Here is a 20,475-nt window from a genome sequence, read left to right on the forward strand (position 1 = left end):
CCCATCGCAGACAGTAACGCCCCCACGCGGGCGGGCAGCACCATTCCGCGAAACGCGCTCAGCGGCCCGGTGCCAGCATCGACTTCCATCCCTCGTCTCCTGTCTTGGTCGAATTGTCGACCGCGTACTTGACGCCGTCGGGCCCGGTCAGCTCACCGCTCTGCGGACTGTAGACCGCCGTGGGCGGCCAGCTGGGGATGTAGACGCAGGGGTTCGGCTGCTGACCGTTGCACTCCACGGTCCCCGCCCCGGGCCGCTGCAGCGGATCGCTGACGGGCGGCGGCGTTCCGCTCACCTTGTCCGCCGGCGCGGGATTGAGACCGTTGTTCACCGACGGCGCGGGTATCACCTGACCCGGGTTGACCGGTTGGTCGCAGCGTGCCCCCGGCGCCGGGCAGTTGAGGATCTGGTTGGGGTCGCCGTACCACGGGTTAGTCCCCAGCGGCACATACGGTTTGGGATCACGGCACTCGCGTGGCGTCGCGGCGCGCTTGCCGGGAACATCGACACACGGAATGTTGCGCGCCCCGCGCACCGCGTTGGCCGGAGTGTCCTGCGGGATCTTGCAATATGTTCCCGACGGCAGCGGCGCAGGGCTGGTGTCCGCCGGAGACCGCCACTGAGACGGTGGGAGAAATCCGGTCAGACACGGCGGGGGCTGATTGATCGTCACCGCGTTGTCCAGCGAAGCGTAGCCCGGGAACGCCGTCGTCACTGTCTGGGCGGCCGCGGCGCCCTGCGGATAAGCCACCAGCAGTTGCTCGACGTTCTTGTGGTAACGCTTGACCATGTCGAGCACGATTTCGACGTTCGCCAGTGTCTGCGGAAGTGTGTCGCGGACGTCGTTGAACACCGCGTCGACCTGATCCGCGGTGGGCGGCCCTTGGGTCAGGATGCTCTGCACATGCGGGTCGTTTTTTGCGGCCTGCGCCGCCAGCACGTCGAGGTTGTGCGACCAGCGCTCGATCGCGCCGCCCGAATCGACTTGGCTGTCAAGGATTGGCGCGGAATTCTCGATGATGTCGTCGATATCGCCGAGATTGGTCTTGAAGTCGCCGGCAATCGCCTGGGTCGCGTCGACCAGGCGTTGCAGCGCGGGCCCCAACCCGCCGACGGCTTGGGCCGTCTCGTCGAGCAACACCGCGATCTTGTCCTTGGGCAACACCGCCAGCCCGCGGTTGGCGGCGTCCAGCGCCGGCCCGATCTCCGTGGGCACGCTGCCCTCGGTGATGGTCTGTCCCGGCGCGAAGTACTTGCCCGCGTTGCCTGCCGACACCAAATCCAGATACTGCTCACCGACCGCCGACACCGAATGCACGTTGGCCGTCGCATCGACCGGAATCTTGTACCGGCTGGCGATACTCATCGTCGCTTGGACGCCGGTCTCGGTCGGCTTGACGGCAGTGACCTTGCCGATGGTTTGGCCGCGGTATGTCACGTTGGCCGTGGGATACAGACCGCCCGACGCGGGCAGGTCCGCCTTGAGCGTGTACTGACCGATTCCCACCACGCTGGGAAGCCGAAGGTAGTAGCCGCCCAGCACCACGGCCATGATCACGGTCACGATGCCGAACAGGATCAGCTGGCGCCTCTCGAAGCGAGTCAGCATTGCCGATCGGCCCTTTCGACCAGAGGCCCGCCCGGAGCATCGTTCGGGTTGGACGTGTAACGCACGTCGGGGATCATCGTCTCGGGGTCACGGCCCCACGATTGCTCGAGTGCTCGCAGCGCTCCGGAGAATCCGGTCCCGGTGAGCATCGCATTGTCGACAGCGCTGAGGGTCAGGTCAGCCGTCAGCGACAAGTTGAAGTAGTCGCCGCGGAATGACTTGGGCACGGAGTCGACGTCGAACGGCTGGGCGAGAATCAATTTGAGTGCGCGGATCAAATACGGTGAGCCACGGCCGAGTTCCCGCAACGGGCACTGCAGCGACACCAAATCCCGGTGCAGGTTGCCCCTCGATGGCGACAAGTACTGGTCGGTAAGCTCGCTGAGCCGCCCCACCGAGTCGACGGCGTTGATCAACAGGTTCTGTTTGTCGGCGAAATGCTTGACCAGCGGCGGGAATTCGGTGAGGGCCCGGTCCAGGACATCCGAGCGGGAGCCCACGTATGCCAACAGCCGGTTGGTGGAATCGATCGCGCGGGTGATGTCCTCTCGTTGCTCGTTGAGCCGAGCCGTGAAGGTATCCAGCTTGCTGAGGAACGCACGGATCTGATCGGCCCGCCCGTTGACAATGTTGTAGACCTCGTCCTGCAGCACTTCGAGATTCGGGATGTGACCGCCACGCAAGATGATCGCGATACTGGCCAACGTCTGTTCGGTGGTGGGGTACGCCGACGAATTCTTCAGCGGAATCGTGTCGCCGTCTTTCAGCAGCTCCTGCGACGGGTTGGGCGGCGCGGCCAACTCCACATGCTGAGAGCCCAGGAGGCTGGTCTGCCCAATCTTGGCGGTGGCGTTTTTGGGTAGCTTGACGTTTTTGTTCAGGCCCAGCGTCAGCGTGGCGACCCAGTTCTTCAGTTTGATCGCGCGGACCGTGCCGACGAAGACATCCGCTACCCGCACCCGGCTGTTGTCGTTGAGGGCCAGCGTGTCGGGCATCTGCACATAGATGGTATAGGCACCGGCTCCGGTGCCCGGTCCGCCGGGCATCGGAACATTCGCAATACCATGCCAATTCGCACACGACGTCAGTGCGACGGCAGCCGCCAACACCGCCAACCCGCGCCTCATGAGCCGGCCTCCGCGGGTAGCGGCGCCGCGTCAGGCGCCGGCGCGACCGGCCCGGGCACCACTCCCGGTGCCGGCGGCGGCGGTGGTACCGGCACCTGCGGGGCCTGCAAGCCGATCGGTGGCACCACCGGATACTCGTCATACGCGTTCGGCGGCCCCGGCGGGGTTTGCAATCCTGACGGCGGCGGCGGCGCGTCGGGTCCGCCCATCAGTTCGGCCAGCGATTCAGGGGTGAGCAGGCTCGCCGTGACCGGGCCCACCTGAACGCCCTGCATCCCCGGCGCCACAACCCAGCCGGGCTGAGTATTGCGGTGCGACAACGGCGTATCGGGCACCCAGATCCCGGGCACCGTGGTGTCCTTGTATCCCGGCGGCGGCTGCAGGCGCGGCTCGGAATAGGCTACTTCCTTGGGCAGCGTCTCCGCGGTGCTGAACAGGTTGAGACCGAACGGCAGGTAGTTGAACTTGATCGCATCCAGAATGGGCGCCAGGTACTGCGCGCACAGCTCGGCGGAATCCTGATAACCGAGCCGACTACCAGCTTGAATCATGCTGCAAATGAACTGCATTGGGTTGGTGAAGTTCGGAATCGCCGGAATGGACATGACCGCGCCGTGCGACGGGTGGTAAATCCCACCCAAGTTCGCTTGCAGTGTCGGCAGCACGTGCAGGCCGGTCTCCAAACCATTCAGCGGCTCGGGCTGGACCAGCGTGGTGGTCAGGTTGGCGAGGTTGTCGAGGTCGTGCGCAAGCACTTCACGGTTCTTGGCCAGGAACGGGCGCAGTGTGGAGAGCAGACCGTCGAACTGTTGTATGGCATTGCCCAGATCCCGGTCGGAGCCGGTCAGCCGGTCGGTGAACTGCGCCAGGTTGTTGTTCAACGCGACGAACTGCCGATCATCTTTGTGCAGGGCGTTGACGAACATCGCGAGACTGCGTGCCACCGCGAAGAAGTCGCCCCGACCCTGGTTCAGCGCGCTCAGCGACCGCGACAGACTCTCCAGCGTGGTGTTGATCTGCTTGCCCTTGCCGGCCAACCCGTCGGCGGACGACTCGATGAGTTCCCCGAAGGGTCCCTTGGGCTGCTCGGGTGTCGGCCCGAGCTTGTCGATGATGTTGGCGACGCTGTTGCGCAGTTGGTCCCACTCCGTCGGCACCGCGGTGCGCTCGATCGGGATCACCGCGTTGTCGGCCAGCACCGGGCCACCTTTGTAGGGGGGCTCCAACTGGATGCTGCGCGACGCCACCACGGTGGGGTTCACGATCACCGCGGACGCGTCTGCGGGCACTTTGTATTTGTTGCTGTAGTGAAAGGTCACTTTCATCTTGTCGCCGGCGGCCTCGATCTTGTCGACTGAGCCGACGCGGATCCCCATGATCTGGACCTTGTCCCCGGAATAGAGCGCATTGGCCTCCGGGAAGTAGGCGACGACGGTGTTGTTGGTCAACTTGTGATACAGCCGCAGACCGGCGAAGCCGACAGCCAGGATCACCACGGCGGCAAGCGTTGCGGTGATCACCGATGCCATCCGCACGTTGCGGGTCCGGAAGATGTTGCTCAATTCTGGCTACCTCCCGTGCTGCCGCTGCCTCCGGTCCCACCGGGCGTGATGAAGGGGGCCGGCAACTGCTCCCCCGGCCCCGGGCGGGCGGGCGGTCCCGGCGGTAACCCCGGCGCGAACGTCGACGGCGGCGGGGTCGGACCTGCCGGCTGCAGGTTCTCGGTACGCGCTCCCGGTGGGGCGTTGGCAGGCAACGGAACTGGTGTACCCGGCACTGCCGGAGGCGCGTCGCCCGGCCGCCCTGCGATCGGGATGCCCGGCGTCGGTGGCAGACCGTTCGGGTTCGGCGGTGACGTCTGGACATCGATCGGCGCCGGGAAACTGCCTCCGAATGGACCAACGTCGACGCCCGCGCACGGCAACGGGTTCCACGGCCGCGGCAGCGCGTCGGGTGGCGGGGTGTAGGAACAGGCCGATCCCGGCGGAACGGCCGGTCCCGGGTGATCCGGTGTACCCTCGAGCACCGGCGGCGCGGGCGGCGGGGCGCCGTTGGGGAATCGGGTGCCGTTGGGGTCGGGGAACCGGAACGCAGGCAATCCCGCAGTCTCCCAGAAGTGTTCGGGATCGATGCCGCGCTTCTTGAACGCGGCGTCCACCCAGGGCTGCAAGATCCAGTACGGCAGCAGATTGGCCAGCACGATCTTGAAGTACGGGCCCGACGCGACGGATTCTCCTAACGATGCAGCGAATTGGCCGACAGTCTTGAGGCCGTCGGCAAGGTCGTCCTTGCGCGCCACCAGCACGTCGCTGAGGGTGCGCAGCTGCTCCAGCACGGTGTTCAGATTCGGGTTGTCGTTGATGAAGCCTTGCACCTGACGGGAGAACGCGGAAATGTTGCCCAGTAGCGCGTCGATGGCGCGCCCGCGTTCGTTGAACGCGGCCAGCAGCGTCTTGGCGTTGACGAGCAGCCGGTTGACCTGCTCGCTGCGGTCGCCGAGCACGCTGGCCACTTTGTTGGCTTGCGCGAGCAGATGTTTGACTTCTTCGTCGCGTTTGCCGATGGCGTCGGAGAGTTTGGTCAGGCCGTCGAGGGCAGGGCTCAGGTGCGAGTAGGTCTGGTCGATGGTCTGCGACAAGACGTTCAGCGACCGCTTGACGGTGTCGACATCCCAGCCGGCGGCGGCCTTGGTGACGTCGAAGACAGCGTCGTAGATCTGGTACGGGGTAGTGCTTTGGCCCAGCGGTAAAACGCTTCCAGGCTTTAATGTTTCGGCTCCCCGCGGCTCGATCTCGAGCACTTTCTTACCCAGGATGGTGTCGGTCTTGATCGCCAGCCGGCTATCGGTGCCGATGGTGTTGGCACCGATCGAGAACTCGATCACGACGTGGTCGCCGTCGATCTTGAGCCCTTGCACCGTGCCGACATCCACGCCGCTGATGCGCACCTTGTCGTTCTTGTTCAGTTGACCGGTGTTGGCGAACTGTCCGTAGTAGCTGGGGCTGGCGAACAGCATCGGGACGCTGGTGAAGCTTTGTCCCACAACGACTATCAGCGCCAGCACGACCAGGCCCGTGAGCCCGGCACGGAAGCGGTTGAATTCGGTCAGTGTTCTCATTGCGGCGTGCACCTGCCGGTGGGCTGCTGCCAGATCCTGACCGTGCGGACCGGGCCGCCGGGTTGCAGTCCGTTCCAGTTGATCGTGACGTCGCACACGTAGAAGTTGACCCAGTCTCCGTAGAGGCCGATGCTTCGTCCGATCAGTTTGAGCGCGATCGGCCAGTTGTGGATCAGATCGCTCAGCTGATCACTTTGGTCGATCAGTGGCTGCTGAAGAGTCTGCACATAGTCGATCTCCTTGTGCAGCAGGGCGCGGTTGTCGGCCAGCAGGTCTGCGATCGTGCCCGCGGCGTCACTGATGTGGGCGGTGCCGGCGGCCAGCGGGTCGGCGTGGTTGCGCAGCCCGGTGATCAGTTTCTCGAGGTTGTCGACGGTCTGGTCGAACTCCTTGCGGTGCCGCACGGTGGTGTCGAGCACGATGTTCAGGTTCTTGATCACCTCGCCGAGCGCCTGGTCTCGCTGCGCGATATGCGAAGTGGCTTGGGCGGTTTGGTCCAAGATGTTGTTGATGGTGCCGCCCTGCCCCTGGAACACGGTGATGATGGCCGACGCGATGGTGTTGACCTTCTCCGGATCCAGCGCTCGGAACAGCGGCTTGAAACCGCCGATCAGAGCGTCGAGATCGAGCGCCGGCGACGTTCGTGACAGCGGGATGAATCCGCCGGCGGGCAAGACCCGGTTCGCGCCCTCGCCCTCACCGCGTTTGATCTCCACGTAGCGGTCACCGATCAAGTTGAGATAGCGAATTTGTGCTGTCGTGGACTGATACAGCGGCACCTCGCGGTCGACGTCGAAGTCCACTCGCACCCGCGTGCCACCCTCGACCAGCCGGACTTTCTTGACCTTCCCGATCTCCACGCCGTAGGCCCGGACGAACTGACCGTTGCGCAGCCCGCTGGCGTTGCTGAACTCCGCGGTGTAGCTGTTGGTGCGGTTGAAGCGCATCTGGCCGAACACCACGATGATCGACACAGTGATCAGCAACAGCACCAGCGAGACGATGCCGAGTTTGATTGCGTTGCCGGTGATTTTCATGGGTTGATCGTGTTGTCCCCCACTTGGCGGCCCCAGACGTACTCGATTGCGTACGGCGAACCGGTTTCGACGTGGTTGTAGGGCGCAAGGCTGGCTCCGCTGTCCATCACCAGCCACGGCGCCGGCCACAGATCCCGCGTGATGGGCTGCCAGCAACCCGGCGCGCCGCCCGGGCCACCGCGGGCGTTCACTCGCGGCAGGTTGTCCGGGTAGACATAAGGATTCGGCGCGCCGCCTACCAACCCCGCGAGCCCCAGCGCCCCCATGGTGGCCGCTGCGCCGAAGAGCCCCGGGAGAGTCAGGATGCCTCCCAGGCCCGACATCAACTCGGTCATGGTTTTCAGCGCATAGCCATTGCCGCCACCTGTCGTCTCATAGGTCCTGGGTTCGGCGTCGTGGTAATTGCGGATCATGCAGAAGAGCTCGGGGCTGTAGGTGTCGAGGAGCTCGGCGGTGGGCACCAGATCCGCGATCCCCTGTTGCAGGTAGGGGCCGCCGCGGGCGACGATGTCCTGGCCCGTGTTGCCCACCCCGGCCGCGGCCAGCAAGGTGGCATCGAGGTCCGCTTCCTGCCGGTGCAGCGTGCGCGCCGTGACCACCGCATTGTTGAGGGCGTCGAACAGATCCGGTGCGGCATTGGCGTACGTGTCGCCAAGCGTCGCCAGCTGCGCAATGTCGTGGCGCAGCTGGGGCATTCGCGGATTGACGTCGTCGAGGATGGCGTTGGCGTTGACGATCGACTGCCCGAACCGCTCGCCCAACCCGTTCAGCGCCTCTGCGGCCGCGGACAACGTCAAGTTCACCTTGACCGGGTCCACCTTCTCCGTGATCGAGGTGAGCGTCTCGAACAGTGTGTTGAACTCCGTCGTCACCGACCTTGCATCGATCACGTGCTGTTCCGTGATGCGCTGTGTCACAGGGTGTTTGGGCGATGTCAGCGACACGTACTTGTTGCCGAAGACCGTGGTCGCCCTGATGTTGGCGGTCACGTTGGCCGGAATCAGCCGGATGTATTTGGGATTCACATCCATGGCGAATTGGGCCGCCGGCTCGCCGTCCCGCTGGACCTCCGAAATACGGGACACCCGACCGATTTCCACGCCGTTGTAGGTGACCTTGGAGCCAGGATCCATCACCAGACCGGCTCGGGGAGCCACCATGGTCAACGTGGTCTTCGGGGTGAGCAGGCCGCGAAACTGCAGCCACACGAACGCCAACACCATCGCGGCGACCAACAAAAAGACCACGGCCGCGGTCTTGTACGGGGGGATGCGAGGCTTGTTGAGCTTGCCTTGGATGTATGTCGCCATCACGACTACACCGTGAGATTGAAGTTCGGGTTTTTGCCGTAGACCGACATGGCGGTCAGCACGACCACGACGACGATCGTGATCAGCGACAGCCGCATCGACCGGCCGACCGCTTCGCCGACGCCGACCGGCCCGCCGCTGGCGGTGTAGCCGTAGTAGCAGTGGGTGGTCATCACGACCAGCGCGACCAGGATCACCTCGGCGAACGACCACGCGACGTCGTTGGGGCGCAGGAACGTGTGGAAGTAGTGGTCGTAGGTGCCGATGGACTGCCCGTAGAACAAGACCGTGGTGACCTGTGCGGACAGGAAGGCCAGGGTTATCGCCAGCCCGTAGAGCGGGATGATGACGACGAAGCCCGCCACCACCCGAGTGGACACCAGATAGGCGATCGACCTGACGCTCATCACCTCCAGCGCGTCGATCTCCTCGCTGATGCGCATGGCGCCCAGTTCGGCGGTGGCGCCGGCGCCGACCGTGGCGGCCAGTGCCTGACCGGCGGCCACCGGCGCCACGAACCGCACGTTGACCATGGCGGCCAGAAATCCGGTGAATGCCTCGACACCGATGTTGCCCAGGGACGCGAAGCCCTGGATGGCCACCAGCGAACCGGCGGACAGGGTGATGAAGCCGACGATCGCGGCGGTGCCACCGACCACCGCCATGGCGCCGGTACCCATGCCCATCTGGGCAATCAGGCGCAGCAACTCTCGCCGGTAACGCTGCAGGGCGAAGGGGATTTGCCCGACGGCGGTCAGGGCGAACCAGACGATCTGGCCGAGCTCGGTCAGTTGGTGCGCGGGGGCGCGGCGGTATCGGCGAAAGATGGCCGCCGCCTGCGGGAAGCGAGTAAGCGGTGCGACGGCGGTCGACATGTCAGCGTCCTGTTCCGAAGCGGACACCGATGGTCGTCAGCGCCGCGTTGACCGCGAACAAGGCGATGAAGCACAACACCACCGTCTCGTTGACGGCCGTGCCCAGCCCTTTGGACCCGCCGCGGACGACCAGGCCCCGGTAGCAGCCGACCAACCCGGCGATCAGGCCGAACATCGCCGCCTTGACATTCGCGATCACCACCTCGGGCAGGCCGGTGAGCGCCGTCAGTGTGGAGAGGTAAGCACCGCTCGAGACGTTCTGCAGGTACACGCTGAACAGGTAGCCGCCCCCCAGGCCGACGGCGACCACCAGGCCGTTGAGCAAAACGGCGACCACAATCGAGGCGACGACGCGGGGCACCACCAGCCGCTGGATCGGCTCGATGCCGAGCACTTCCATTGCGTCGATCTCTTCGCGGATGGTGCGGGCGCCGAGGTCGGCGCAGATGGCGGTGGCACCGGCGCCGGCGACCACGAGCACCGTCACGATCGGGCCGAGCTGGGTGACCGCGCCGATCGCGGCGCCGGCGCCGGAAACGTCGGCCGCGCCGAACTCGGCCAGCAGGACGTTGAGCGTGAAGATCAGCAGCACGGTTTCCGGGATGGACACCGCGATGGTCGGCAACAGCGATACCCGCATGAGAAACCAGCCGTTCCAGATGAATTCGCGCCATTCGAATGGCCTCATCAGGGCTTTGCCGGTCAGCACGCACATCCGGAAGAACCCGCCGATCACTTCGGCTCCGGGCCGGATTCGGTTGACTATCTTGCCGGCGACCATATCCGCGGTAGTCATCGGCGGTGCACCAGAAGGTATTTCGAGCTTTCCGCGAATGCGGGAGGGCTCCAGCGTCTTGGATTCACAGTGCGGCGCAACGGTTCTTGACGGGCTCTGCGGCCTGACACGGTGTCACATTCCCGGCGGGCAGTTTCGGCGGCCGCGCCCTGAATCCATGTCGCCCTCGTGTGTGCCACATCGCAACTATGGCATCAGACCGTACGGTCAGTCAATAATCAGCTTGAGAACTGGCTGGGGCTTGCTCTGGTCAATCGCAGGATCACCCGCGCCTTTGCCGTGTTTACCAGGCTTTTAGCGAGATCACGGGTTCCACGGACCACGTCGGCCCAGGCCTCAGATACCGACTACACGTACGGTCATATGCCACTAGGGCGGTCAGGCGGTCAATCCGTCACACCGGTTACGGCAGTAAGGCATTCGCGCACCACTGAGACGACCTCCGTGGAAGGGTCTGCCCACTTGCCGAGCCCCAAGCGGTCGAGGAGCAGGCCGCCGAGGAAAACGTCGACGAAAGCGGCCCCGACTCCTTCGGCGGTCCGGGAACCGGCGGGGTCGAACCACACCCACATCCACTCCAGCGATCCCCACAGCTGGAGTGCTGCCAGTTCGACGTCCACGTTTCGGAACAGTCCGCTCTTCACGCCTTTGTGGATTTCGTCAATCGTCAACGCTTGCAACTGCCGGCGCGACTTGCGTACCTGCTGCATCGCCGGATCATCTGACAGCTGAAGCACTTCGCGCTGGCTGGCCACCGTCGCATCGCGCGCAATCACCTGCAGCAGGGTGGAGGCGTAAATGATCGCGGCGAGGCGTTCGTGCGGCGCGGCCAGACGGTCCCATACCAGCCGCAGCACGTCGAGCTGACGGGCCAACCGGGTTTCTTCGAGCTCCCGCAGCATCTGCGCTTTTGTCCCGAAGTGATGAACGATGGTGCCCTTGGACATGCCGAGCTCGTCGGCGATGTCACCGATATTCGTTCTCTCATAGCCACGTTCGGCGACGTAGCGGACAAACGCATCCAGGATCTCGCTGCGTCTGCCAGGTGATCTGGGCATCTCGACCCTTCGGGGCAAACTAACCGTACGACCGGTCTATCATACTTTCGCCGCGCGAGTAACCTCCGAGTCGCCGGATCCGGCAAGACGGCATCGAAAATGCACGTCAGAAGCGGCTGCGGATGGGCGCGAGCCGGCTTCGGGGATTAGCCTCTTGGCGCTTACCTGGTGACCCGCGGGGTCAACAGGGGCGTAATGCCCTGCGGCCAGCCGGCCGATCCGGCGCCGTCACGACATACATGTTCGCGCCGGGTGCTGCCTTGATTTCCCCGGCGGCATACATCGTCATGAGCTCGCCGCCATCAGCGTCGGCGACGCATACGTAGGTGTCGGTTTCGGCGTCGTATTCGAAGCTGTCCCAAGCTAATACGAACGCCAGGCAGTTGCCGTCGCGGTCTGCGACGACGAGCTTGTGCACGCCCGAGTCCTTGAGTAACTCGGCATCGGCTGCGTGCTGCTCAGACACCCGGTTGTTGTGGACCGTAACGGTGTTCAACATCTGCCAGACTCCCTTCACGGGGTTATCCCCCGGGATTCTTAGGTGGCGGTCCCACAGATCAGGGACCGTTGACCAGGCAGGCAACCGCATCGGCCTCCCGGCGCGGACGTGATGATCACTGCGCCGCCCGCTACCGTCGCCAAACTCATTCCCATCGCAACGGCATGCATCGTCTGGTCTCACTTCACTGGCCGATTTGCCAAAGTCTGCCTGGTCAGACACCTTGGCGAGGCACTTTCGGGCAAGCTCCGGCATACTAGAACGTCAAGTAGTAGATGTTGTCGCCGCAAGTTGCCGTCGGGGGGCAGGCGCGGCGCTTCCCGACAGAGTCGAGATTGTGGTGAACCGATCCGGCGGCAAGCACCGTCGTGCGAAACCATGGCAGATCCGCCGACGGCTGGCCCGCGGCGGCATGGCGCTGGTTGCGGTGCTGGCGGTGGCCGCGACCGGTGCCGGCTGGTGGATGGCGCACGGCGTGCTGGGCGGCATCACCGTTTCGGAAGCACTGCGTTCGGAAGACCCGCATTCCAGCGGCGGCGCGATGAACATCCTGCTGATCGGTCTCGACTCCCGCAAAGACCAGGACGGCGACGAGCTGCCGTGGGCGGTGCTGAAGCATCTGCACGCCGGCGACTCGGAAGACGGCGGCTACAACACCAACACCCTGATCCTGGTGCACGTGGGCGCCGACGACAAAGTCGCCGCCTTCTCGATCCCCCGCGACGACTATGTGCCGTTCAGCGGCGTGCCGGGCTACAACCACATCAAGATCAAGGAAGCGTACGGGCTGACGAAGGCCTACACCGAGCAGAAGCTCATGGACAAGGGCGTGAGCAGTCAGAAGGAACTTGAGACGAAAGGCCGCGAGGCCGGCCGCTCGGCGACTCTGCGGGCGGTGCGAAACCTGACCGGTGTCCCGATCGACTACTTCGCCGAGGTCAACCTGGCCGGCTTCTACGACCTGACCGAAAGCCTGGGCGGCGTCCAGGTGTGTCTGAAACACGCTGTGTACGACTCATATTCGGGGGCTGACTTCCCCGCCGGCCGTCAGACGCTGGACGCCGAACAGGCATTGGCGTTCGTGCGGCAGCGCCACGGTTTGGAGAACGGCGACCTGGACCGCACTCACCGCCAGCAGGCGTTCCTGTCGTCGGTCATGCATCAGCTCCAGGATTCGGGCACGTTCACCGACTTGAGCAAGCTCAAGGGCTTGATGTCGGTCGCGCGCAAAGACGTTGTGCTGTCGGCGGGTTGGGACGAAAACCTGTTCCGCCGAATGGGCGCGCTTGCCGGCGGCAACGTCGAGTACCGGACGCTGCCGGTAGTCCGTTACGACAACATCGACGGCCAAGACGTCAACATCGTCGACCCCAAGGCGATCAAGGCTGAGGTCGCGACCGCGTTCGGCACCAGCGCGCCCACCACCACGACAACCACGGCGCCCAACCCGTCCACCGTCGTCGACGTGGTCAATGCCAGCAGCACCTCCGGGCTCGCCACCAAGGTGTCAAAGACGCTCAGCCAGAAGGGGTATACCGCCGGCACGGTACGCGACCGCGAGTATGGCGAGCCGAGCTCGACCACCGTCGACTACGGCTCCGGTGCCAAATCCGAAGCGCAGGCCATCGCCGCACTGCTGGGCATCGACGTCGCCGATCACAGCGACTCCGCGCTAAGCGCCGACAAGGTTCAAGTCTTCGTCGGCGACGACTACTCCGTCCCGTCGCAAGAGGAAACGTCCACGGCGTCGACGGTGGCCGGCTCGTACCACGGCTCGCACACCTCCACCAGCAGCACCGAGCCCACCCCGGACCAGGGCGCCCCGATCGACGGCGGCGGCGTGCCCTGCGTCAACTAAGCGCCAGACGCCTTACGCAACAAGAACGCCAGCACCACGCTCTGGAAGGCTTCCCGGGCCTCGATCATCGTCCAGTGCCCGCAGTTGGGGAACACGTGCAGTTCGGCGTTCGGTAGGGTGCGCATCGGGATCAGCGCCATGTCCAGCGGGCTGACCCGGTCGTCGCGGCCCCAGGTGATCAGCGTCGGCGCCTTGACGCGGTGCATCATCGCCCACGGCTGCGGGCCCTTGGACGACTCCATGGCCTTGGTCATCTGCTCGAACGCTTCGCGGCTGTACATCCGGCGCGCGCCGGCCAGGGTCGCCGGATCGGTGGCGTGGTTCCACCGCTCCTCGATCAGCTCGTCGGTCACCACCGCCGGGTCGTACACCATCGAGTGCAGCCAGCGGATCAGCCGTTCGCGGCTGGGCTCTTCGGTGAACTCCTGCAACAGCCGAATGCCTTCGGCCGGACCGGGACTGAACACGTTGCGGCCGATGCCGCCGATGGTCACCAGTCGGCGCACCCGGTCGGGGTGGGCCATCGCGAAGTTGAGCGCGACACCGCCGCCCATCGAGTTGCCGATGATGTCGACGGTGTCGAGTTCGAGCGCATCGACAAAGCGCACCACCGCGTCGAACGCGGTGATCATCGGGTGCCCGCCGAAGTCGTCGCTGACGCCGAAGCCCGGGAATTCCAGCACCAGGCAACGGAAGGACTCCGAGAATGCGTCGAGCACGCCGCGGAAGTTGCGCCAGCCCGTCACCCCCGGCCCGGAGCCGTGCAGTAGCAGCAGCGGCGGACCGTCGCCGGCTTCGTGATAACGCAGAACGCCTGGCTCGGTGGCGATTTCGCTTAGTGTTTCTTCGTACGTGATCGTCACGCGTGCGTCCCGCCATCGATGCGGATCTCGGTGCCGGTGATGAACGCGCCGTCGTCGGAGACCAGCATGGCGATGACGCCGGCGACGGCGTCGGGGCTGGCCATTGGCGCGCCACTCGATTCCAGCGTGGTGGGCATGATCGGCGACAGTTTGGCCAACAGCGACCAATCGCTGTCCGGAGGAAGGTAACCCGCTGTGGCATCGGTGATTCCGGATTTGATGCTGCCGGGTGCCACGCACACCGCGCGCAGGCCTTGCTTGGCGTATTCGAGGGCCAGCGCGTGGGTGAACGACTGGACGCCGCCCTTACTGGCCGCATAGGCCGCCATGTAGGGGTGCGCGAACGACGCCGACGTCGAACTGAAGTTGACAATGGCGCTTCGGGGGTTGGTCAGCAGCGCCGGCAGCGCCTCGCGCACCACCAAAAACGTCCCCGTGAGGTTGACGCCGATGATCTGATTCCAGTCGTCGAGACTCAGTTGGTGGGTGTGGGCGGCGCGCAAGATCCCGGCGGAGTTGACCAACGAATCCAGGCCGCCCAATGTGTCGACGGCCGACCGCACACCATCGACCACCGACTCCTCATCGCCGATGTCCATCTCGAGTGTGCTGAGGCGCCCATTGCTGCCGGCCTCGGCCCGGGTCTTGGCCAATCCGTCCGCAGAGATGTCGGCGGCGACGACAGTGGCGCCCTCGTCGAGCAGGCGCAGCGCGGTGGCCTGCCCGATACCCGAACCGGCGCCGGTCACGAGGATGCGGTTACCTTCTAGACGCTTCATCTGCACTCCTGTCGGATCACTCAGGGCTTCTTGATCAGGTTAAAGCCCTTGTAGCCGGCCCGGGCAACCTCGGCGCAGATGTCGTTGTAGACCGCGAATCCGCCGACGAACAACATGAATACGCGCGGCTTGCCGGGAACGTTGGCACCCAGGTACCAGGAGTTCGCCATTGGAAACAGCGTTGCCTGCGCCCGCTGGGCGCATTCCGCAATCCAGTTGTCCACCGCGTCCGCGGCGGCTTCGATCGCGGTGTAACCATGCTTGTCGAGATAGCCGATGGCCTCAGCAATCCAGTTCACATGCGCCTCAGCGTGCAACACCATGTTGGCCAGCACGCCCGGCGCGCCCGGGCCCGAGATGATGAACAGGTTGGGGTACCCGTCCACACCCAGGCCCAAATACGTTCGTGGGCCGTCTTTCCAGTCGTCGCGCAGCAGTTCGCCGCCGCGGCCAACGATGTCGATGTTGGCCAGTGCACCGGTCATTGCGTCGAAACCGGTTGCCAGGACGATGATATCGACGTCGTAATGCGCGTCAGTGGTGTTGATGCCGGTCTCGTCGATCGACTCGATGGGTGTCTGACGCACGCTGACCAACTTGACGTGTGATTTGTTGAAGGTCTGAAAATAGTTGGTGTCAGTGCAGATACGTTTGGTTCCGATGGGATGGTCGTCCGGGATCAACAGGTCGGCGACCTCCGGGTCGTCGATGATGGCACGGACCTTCTCCTCGTAGAACCGCTTGGCCTCCTCGTTGGCGACCGGGTCGATCATCTGGTCGGGGAATGTCTTGGAGAACAGCACACCACCGAGCTGCCAACGCTTTTCGAACGCGGCCCGGCGCTCCTCGCGGGACACCTCCATGGTGTTCTTGGGGTGAGTGATGTGCGGTGAGCCGCCGCCGCTGCGCCACGAAAGCCGGCGTCGCTCCGGGTAATTGGCTTTGATCTGGGCCATGTCCTGGGCGGTCAGCGGTTTGTTGCCCGCCGGGACGCTGAAGTTGGGGGTGCGCTGGAACACGTAGAGTTGCCCGGCCTGTTCGGCGATGACCGGAATTGACTGGATGCCAGAGGATCCCGTTCCGATCACGGCGACACGTTTCGCGGAGAAGTCGACAGGCTCATGCGGCCAGTGCGCGGTGTGGTACACCTCGCCGGCGAAGCGGTCGAGCCCTGGAAAGCCGGGCGTCAGGGCGGCGGACAGCGAGCCGGTGGCCATCAGGCAGAACCGGGCGGTGACGGCCTCGCCGGCATCTGTGGTCAGCGCCCACTGCAGGGTGTGCTCGTCGAGCACCGCCGAGGAGACGCGGGTGTTGAAGGTGATGTCCTTGCGTAGGTCGAGCTGGTCGGCGACCCAGTTGATGTAGCGCAGGATCTCGGCTTGGCTGGCGTACTTCTCGGTCCAGTTCCACTCCTGCTGCAGCTCCTCGGAGAACGAGTAGCAGTAGTCGACACTTTCGACGTCGCAGCGGCAACCGGGATACCGGTTGAAGTACCAGGTGCCGCCGACGTCGGGGGCGGCTTCGAACACCCGCACCGACAGCCCCTGGGAGCGCAGTTTGTGCAAGGCGTACAGGCCGGCGAACCCGGCGCCGACAACCACTGCATCAAGGGTCACGACGGGACCGTAGGCCATGTCGACCACGCGCAGGCACCAGCTTTCCCGGTCATCGGACGCTCGCCTTAGAGCCGGTCACCCAAGAACGAGTCGAATCCTGGTGTGCTCACCACGCGGAGTCTTGCATCGCCCACACGCCGCCGACCATGCCACGGCGCATCGGGCTTGGGAACTGCGACTGTCCGCGTGAACAACATTTCCGCTCACCGGGATCGCCAACGGTGTCATCATCACCGGCAGGAGACCATCTCTTGGCAGCGACGACATAAGGACCACACCATGACCGAGCGGGTAATCGAACGGGTGACCGACATCGCCGACCAGTTACGCGAGCAGGCCGCGGAAGCCGAGAGGATCGGCCGGCTCACCGACGACACGGTCAAGCTGATGAAAGGGGCCGGCCTGATCCGGCTGCTGCAAACCAAGCAGTACCGCGGGTTCGAGGCCCACCCTCGCGAGTTCGCCGAGACGGTGATGGCCACTGCGGCGCTGGACCCCGCGGCCGGATGGATCGTCGGTGTGGTGGGCGTGCACCCCTACCAGCTGGCCTACGCGGATCCGAAGGTGCCTGCCGAAATTTGGGCCGACGACGTCGACACCTGGATGGCCTCTCCGTACGCGCCGCAGGGCGTGGCCAAGCCGGTCGACGGTGGCTATATCTTCAACGGCCGTTGGCAGTTCAGCTCGGGCACCGACCATTGCGACTGGATCATCCTGGGCGCGATGCTCGGCGACGAAAAGGGTGTGCCGCTGATGCCGCCCCAGATGCTGCACATGATCTTGCCCCGCAAGGACTACCAGATCGTCGAGGATTCGTGGAATGTGGTGGGGCTGCGCGGAACCGGGTCCAAGGACGTCGTCGTCTCCGACGCGTTCGTCCCGGCCTACCGGACCATGGACGCGACCAAGGTGATGGACGGCACCGCGCAGCGCGAGGCCGGCATGACCGAGCCGCTCTACCTCATGCCGTGGTCGACGATGTTCCCGCTGGGCATCACGGCCGCGGTCGTCGGCATCGCCGAGGGGGCGCTGGCCGCGCACCTGGAGTACCAGCGCGAGCGTGTCGGCGCCACCGGAACCGCGATCAAAGACGACCCGTACGTCATGTACGCCATCGGCGAGGCCGCGGCCGACATCAACGCCGCGCGCCAGGAGCTGCTGGCCAACGTGGACCGCATCTACGACATCGTGGCGTCGGGCAAGGAGGTGTCGTTCGCCGACCGCGCTGCGGGCCGGCGCACCCAGATCCGCGCGGCGTGGCGCGCGGTGTCGGCGGTCGACGAGATCTTCGCCCGCTCGGGCGGCAACGCGGCACGGATGGACAAGCCGCTGCAGCGATACTGGCGCGACGTCCACGTCGGCCACCTGCACGCTATCCACGTCCCCGGTACCGTCTTCCACGCGTCGGCGCTCAGCTCGCTGGGCATCGATCCACCAGAGGGCCCGCTTCGTGCCCTGATCTAGGAGTAGTCGTGACCGACTTGAAAAGCCTTGGATACGTTACTATCTCGACTAACGACATCGAACGCTGGCGGCAATTCGCCTTCGGCGTGCTGGGTTTCGCCGAAGGCAAGGGACCTGACCCATCGGCGCTGTACCTGCGGATGGACGAACGCGCGGCGCGACTGATCGTGGTGCCCGGCGAGACCGACCGGGTACTCACGATCGGCTGGGAAGTGCGTGACCACCCGGCGCTGCAGCGGGTCAAAGCGGCCCTCGACGGCGCCGGGGTGCCGTTCAAGCAGCTGTCCACCGACGAGGCCGAGGCGCGCCGGGTGGAAGAGGTGATCACCTTCGAGGATCCCGCGGGCACGACGCTCGAGGTGTTCCACGGTGCGGTGCTGGACCACAGCCCGGTCGTCACCCCGTTCGGCGCGAAGTTCGTCACCGGCGATCAGGGCATGGGCCACGTCGTCGTACCGGCCACCGACCCCAATGGGCTGTTCGACTTCTACACCGAGGTATTGGGTTTCCGCTCCCGCGGCGCGTTCCGCGTACCGCTGCCCAAGGAATTCGGTCCGGTGCGGGTGCGCTTCCTGGGCATCAACGCGCGACACCACAGCCTGGCCATCGTCCCCGCCGCGCATCAGCGGGATCCGCGCCTGGTGCACATCATGGTCGAGGTCGACACCCTCGACGCGGTCGGTCAGGCACTCGACCGGGTCAACGCCGAAGGGTTCCAATTGTCGTCGACGCTGGGCCGGCACACCAACGACAAGATGGTGTCGTTCTACGTGCGCGCACCGGGCGACTGGGACATCGAGTTCGGCACCGACGGCATGCGTGTCGACGAAACGTATTACACCGCAGAGGAAATCACTGCCGACAGCTACTGGGGCCACCAGTGGGTCGGCGAGATGCCTGCCGCAATGCGCCTATGACACCCGACACCGACGTCCATCCCGTCCCGGCGTCGTCGATCGGGTCGTGGGATCACGAGGCCGACGTCGTCGTCGCCGGATACGGGGTGGCGGGCGCGGCCGCAGCGCTCGAAGCCGCTCGATCGGGCGCCGACGCCCTGGTACTCGAACGCACCGGTTCATGGGGTGGAGCCGCCGCGATGGCGGGCGGGTTCATCTACCTCGGCGGCGGCACGCCGCTGCAAAAGGCCTGTGGCTTCGACGATTCCGTCGACAACATGGCGGCGTTCTTGAACGTCGCGATGGGGCCGGGTGCCGACGAACACCGCATCGCCGACTACTGCGCCGGCAGCGTCGAGCACTTCAACTGGCTGGTCGACTGCGGCGTGCCGTTCAAAGCCGAGTTCTTCTCCGAACCCGGCTGGGAGCCGATGGGCGATCAGGGCCTGATGTACAGCGGCGGGGAAAACTCGTTTCCGTTCAACACCATCGCAACCCCCGCACCGCGCGGCCACGTGCCGCAGATGTCGAACAAGAAGCAGGGCGAGGCCAGCGCCGGCTACATGCTGATGAAGCCGCTTGTGGAGACCGCCACTGCGGCCGGCGCACAGGCGATTTACGACGTGCGAGTGCAGCGGCTGGTCGTCGAGTCCGACGGCCGGGTTGCGGGACTGTGCGCCCGCCAGTACGGCCATGACGTGACGATCCGCGCGCGCCGCGGCGTGGTGCTCGCGACGGGCAGCTTCGCCTACAACGACGCGATGGTTGCCCAGTACGCGCCGCGGATCGCCGGGCGCCCGGCCGCGTCGATCGAGCAGCACGACGGCCAGGCCATCCGGATGGCGCAGGCGCTGGGCGCGGATCTGGCGCACATGGACGCCACCGAGGTGGCGATCTTCATCGACCCACAGCAACTGGTGCGCGGGATCCTGGTCAACGGCCGCGGTCAGCGCTATGTCGCCGAGGACACCTATCCGGGCCGCATCGGACAGCTCACGCTCTACCAGCAGGACAACACCGCATACCTGGTCATCGACGAGGCCGCGCAGAACGAGGCCATGGCGTCGCTGTCGCCGAAGTTGATGCTGCGCCCGCCGAGCTGGGTGTGCGAAACCGTTGCCGAGCTCGAGCAGGAGATGGCACTTGCGCCCGGTTCGCTGCAGGCCACCGTGGCCGCCTACAACGACGGCGCCGCGCGCGGCGAGGATCCGCTGCTGCACAAGAAGGCGGAGTGGTTGCGGCCCATCGGATCTCCGGTCGGGGCAATCGATCTGCGCGAGAGCACCGGCGGCTTCACGCTGGGCGGTCTGAAGACCACGCTGGATTCCGAGGTGCTGCATGTCAGCGGCGAACCGATCCCCGGCCTGTACGCGGCGGGCCGCTGCACCGCAGGCCTGGCGGCGTGGGGTTACGCCAGTGGCATCTCGCTCGGCGACGGCAGCTTCTACGGGCGCCGTGCCGGCCGAGCCGCCGCCAAGGGCTGAACCCGTCATCGAGGTCAGCCGGCATGTGCCGGGTTGATTTCGGCTGTCGGTGTGACAGCGACCACACCGGTGTGATACAAACAGAC

At 65.3% G+C, this 20,475-nt stretch carries 17 protein-coding genes; 4 read left to right on the forward strand and 13 right to left on the reverse strand.

The window, feature by feature from the left end; translation table 11 throughout:
• Window positions 1–58 precede the first annotated feature (58 nt).
• The 10 genes from MFM001_RS20860 to MFM001_RS20905 form a co-directional block, all read right to left on the reverse strand.
• Window positions 59–1,609 (reverse strand): MCE family protein, encoded by a 1,551-nt coding sequence (locus MFM001_RS20860; RefSeq protein WP_116377176.1) that lies wholly within the window; start codon window positions 1,607–1,609, stop codon window positions 59–61.
• Complete coding sequence (locus tag MFM001_RS20865; protein ID WP_116377177.1) at window positions 1,603–2,736, reverse strand: virulence factor Mce family protein; 1,134 nt, start codon at window positions 2,734–2,736, stop codon at window positions 1,603–1,605. Before MFM001_RS20865 ends, MFM001_RS20860 begins: the two co-directional genes overlap by 7 nt.
• Window positions 2,733–4,298 carry a virulence factor Mce family protein gene (locus MFM001_RS20870; protein WP_116377178.1) on the reverse strand — a complete coding sequence of 522 codons (1,566 nt, stop codon included), beginning with the start codon at window positions 4,296–4,298 and terminating at the stop codon, window positions 2,733–2,735. The genes MFM001_RS20865 and MFM001_RS20870 overlap by 4 nt, the downstream gene beginning before the upstream one ends.
• A complete protein-coding gene (locus tag MFM001_RS20875) occupies window positions 4,295–5,854 on the reverse strand; it encodes a virulence factor Mce family protein (RefSeq protein ID WP_116377179.1) in 1,560 nt (519 codons plus the stop codon). Before MFM001_RS20875 ends, MFM001_RS20870 begins: the two co-directional genes overlap by 4 nt.
• Complete coding sequence (locus MFM001_RS20880; RefSeq protein WP_116377180.1) at window positions 5,851–6,891, reverse strand: virulence factor Mce family protein; 1,041 nt, start codon at window positions 6,889–6,891, stop codon at window positions 5,851–5,853. Before MFM001_RS20880 ends, MFM001_RS20875 begins: the two co-directional genes overlap by 4 nt.
• Complete coding sequence (locus tag MFM001_RS20885) at window positions 6,888–8,201, reverse strand: MCE family protein (RefSeq protein WP_116377238.1); 1,314 nt, start codon at window positions 8,199–8,201, stop codon at window positions 6,888–6,890. The genes MFM001_RS20880 and MFM001_RS20885 overlap by 4 nt, the downstream gene beginning before the upstream one ends.
• 5 nt (window positions 8,202–8,206) lie before the next feature.
• A complete protein-coding gene (locus MFM001_RS20890; RefSeq protein WP_116377181.1) occupies window positions 8,207–9,076 on the reverse strand; it encodes an ABC transporter permease in 870 nt (289 codons plus the stop codon).
• A gap of 1 nt (window position 9,077) precedes the next feature.
• Window positions 9,078–9,857, reverse strand: coding sequence for an MlaE family ABC transporter permease (locus MFM001_RS20895; RefSeq protein WP_371685593.1), 780 nt, complete (start codon window positions 9,855–9,857; stop codon window positions 9,078–9,080).
• Between the two features lie 401 nt (window positions 9,858–10,258).
• The gene (locus tag MFM001_RS20900) at window positions 10,259–10,930 is read right to left on the reverse strand and encodes a TetR/AcrR family transcriptional regulator (protein ID WP_116377183.1); all 672 of its coding nucleotides are present in this window, start codon (window positions 10,928–10,930) and stop codon (window positions 10,259–10,261) included.
• 181 nt (window positions 10,931–11,111) lie between these two features.
• Window positions 11,112–11,429, reverse strand: a complete 318-nt coding sequence (locus tag MFM001_RS20905) for a hypothetical protein (RefSeq protein ID WP_116377239.1) — start codon at window positions 11,427–11,429, stop codon at window positions 11,112–11,114.
• 412 nt (window positions 11,430–11,841) lie between these two features.
• On the opposite strand from MFM001_RS20905, the gene MFM001_RS20910 reads away from it, so the two are divergent.
• The gene (locus MFM001_RS20910; protein ID WP_116377240.1) at window positions 11,842–13,287 is read left to right on the forward strand and encodes an LCP family protein; all 1,446 of its coding nucleotides are present in this window, start codon (window positions 11,842–11,844) and stop codon (window positions 13,285–13,287) included.
• Here MFM001_RS20910 and MFM001_RS20915 read toward each other — a convergent pair.
• From MFM001_RS20915 to MFM001_RS20925, 3 genes are read right to left on the reverse strand one after another with little or no spacing between them, the layout of a single operon-like run.
• Window positions 13,284–14,150: an alpha/beta fold hydrolase gene (locus MFM001_RS20915; protein WP_116377184.1), complete on the reverse strand. Its 867-nt coding sequence runs from the start codon at window positions 14,148–14,150 to the stop codon at window positions 13,284–13,286. The genes MFM001_RS20910 and MFM001_RS20915 overlap by 4 nt on opposite strands.
• On the reverse strand, window positions 14,147–14,929 hold the full coding sequence (locus MFM001_RS20920) for an SDR family NAD(P)-dependent oxidoreductase (protein WP_116377241.1): 783 nt from the start codon (window positions 14,927–14,929) through the stop codon (window positions 14,147–14,149). Before MFM001_RS20920 ends, MFM001_RS20915 begins: the two co-directional genes overlap by 4 nt.
• Window positions 14,930–14,949: 20 nt before the next feature.
• Window positions 14,950–16,545, reverse strand: coding sequence for a flavin-containing monooxygenase (locus MFM001_RS20925; protein WP_371685591.1), 1,596 nt, complete (start codon window positions 16,543–16,545; stop codon window positions 14,950–14,952).
• 279 nt (window positions 16,546–16,824) lie between these two features.
• On the opposite strand from MFM001_RS20925, the gene MFM001_RS20930 reads away from it, so the two are divergent.
• Genes MFM001_RS20930 through MFM001_RS20940 form a run of 3 tightly spaced genes read left to right on the forward strand, consistent with a single transcriptional unit; the run spans window position 16,825 to window position 20,389 of the window.
• Window positions 16,825–18,009, forward strand: a complete 1,185-nt coding sequence (locus tag MFM001_RS20930; protein WP_116377185.1) for an acyl-CoA dehydrogenase family protein — start codon at window positions 16,825–16,827, stop codon at window positions 18,007–18,009.
• Window positions 18,010–18,017: 8 nt separating this feature from the next.
• Window positions 18,018–18,926, forward strand: a complete 909-nt coding sequence (gene bphC / locus MFM001_RS20935; RefSeq protein WP_116377186.1) for a biphenyl-2,3-diol 1,2-dioxygenase — start codon at window positions 18,018–18,020, stop codon at window positions 18,924–18,926.
• Window positions 18,923–20,389 carry an FAD-dependent oxidoreductase gene (locus MFM001_RS20940; protein ID WP_116377187.1) on the forward strand — a complete coding sequence of 489 codons (1,467 nt, stop codon included), beginning with the start codon at window positions 18,923–18,925 and terminating at the stop codon, window positions 20,387–20,389. Before bphC ends, MFM001_RS20940 begins: the two co-directional genes overlap by 4 nt.
• The last annotated feature ends 86 nt before the right edge of the window (window positions 20,390–20,475 follow it).

The sequence above is a fragment of the Mycobacterium sp. MFM001 genome, from assembly GCF_003402475.1.
In the GTDB taxonomy this organism is placed as follows: domain Bacteria; phylum Actinomycetota; class Actinomycetes; order Mycobacteriales; family Mycobacteriaceae; genus Mycobacterium.

Coding starts and splice junctions, on each gene's coding strand:
- MFM001_RS20860 (WP_116377176.1), bottom strand. CDS start 1,609: ATGCTGACTCGCTTCGAGAGGCGCCAGCTGATCCTGTTCGGCATCGTG.
- MFM001_RS20865 (WP_116377177.1), bottom strand. CDS start 2,736: ATGAGGCGCGGGTTGGCGGTGTTGGCGGCTGCCGTCGCACTGACGTCG.
- MFM001_RS20875 (WP_116377179.1), bottom strand. CDS start 5,854: ATGAGAACACTGACCGAATTCAACCGCTTCCGTGCCGGGCTCACGGGC.
- MFM001_RS20880 (WP_116377180.1), bottom strand. CDS start 6,891: ATGAAAATCACCGGCAACGCAATCAAACTCGGCATCGTCTCGCTGGTG.
- MFM001_RS20885 (WP_116377238.1), bottom strand. CDS start 8,201: ATGGCGACATACATCCAAGGCAAGCTCAACAAGCCTCGCATCCCCCCG.
- MFM001_RS20890 (WP_116377181.1), bottom strand. CDS start 9,076: ATGTCGACCGCCGTCGCACCGCTTACTCGCTTCCCGCAGGCGGCGGCC.
- MFM001_RS20895 (WP_371685593.1), bottom strand. CDS start 9,857: ATGGTCGCCGGCAAGATAGTCAACCGAATCCGGCCCGGAGCCGAAGTG.
- MFM001_RS20900 (WP_116377183.1), bottom strand. CDS start 10,930: ATGCCCAGATCACCTGGCAGACGCAGCGAGATCCTGGATGCGTTTGTC.
- MFM001_RS20905 (WP_116377239.1), bottom strand. CDS start 11,429: ATGTTGAACACCGTTACGGTCCACAACAACCGGGTGTCTGAGCAGCAC.
- MFM001_RS20910 (WP_116377240.1), top strand. CDS start 11,842: ATGGCGCTGGTTGCGGTGCTGGCGGTGGCCGCGACCGGTGCCGGCTGG.
- MFM001_RS20920 (WP_116377241.1), bottom strand. CDS start 14,929: ATGAAGCGTCTAGAAGGTAACCGCATCCTCGTGACCGGCGCCGGTTCG.
- MFM001_RS20930 (WP_116377185.1), top strand. CDS start 16,825: ATGACCGAGCGGGTAATCGAACGGGTGACCGACATCGCCGACCAGTTA.
- MFM001_RS20940 (WP_116377187.1), top strand. CDS start 18,923: ATGACACCCGACACCGACGTCCATCCCGTCCCGGCGTCGTCGATCGGG.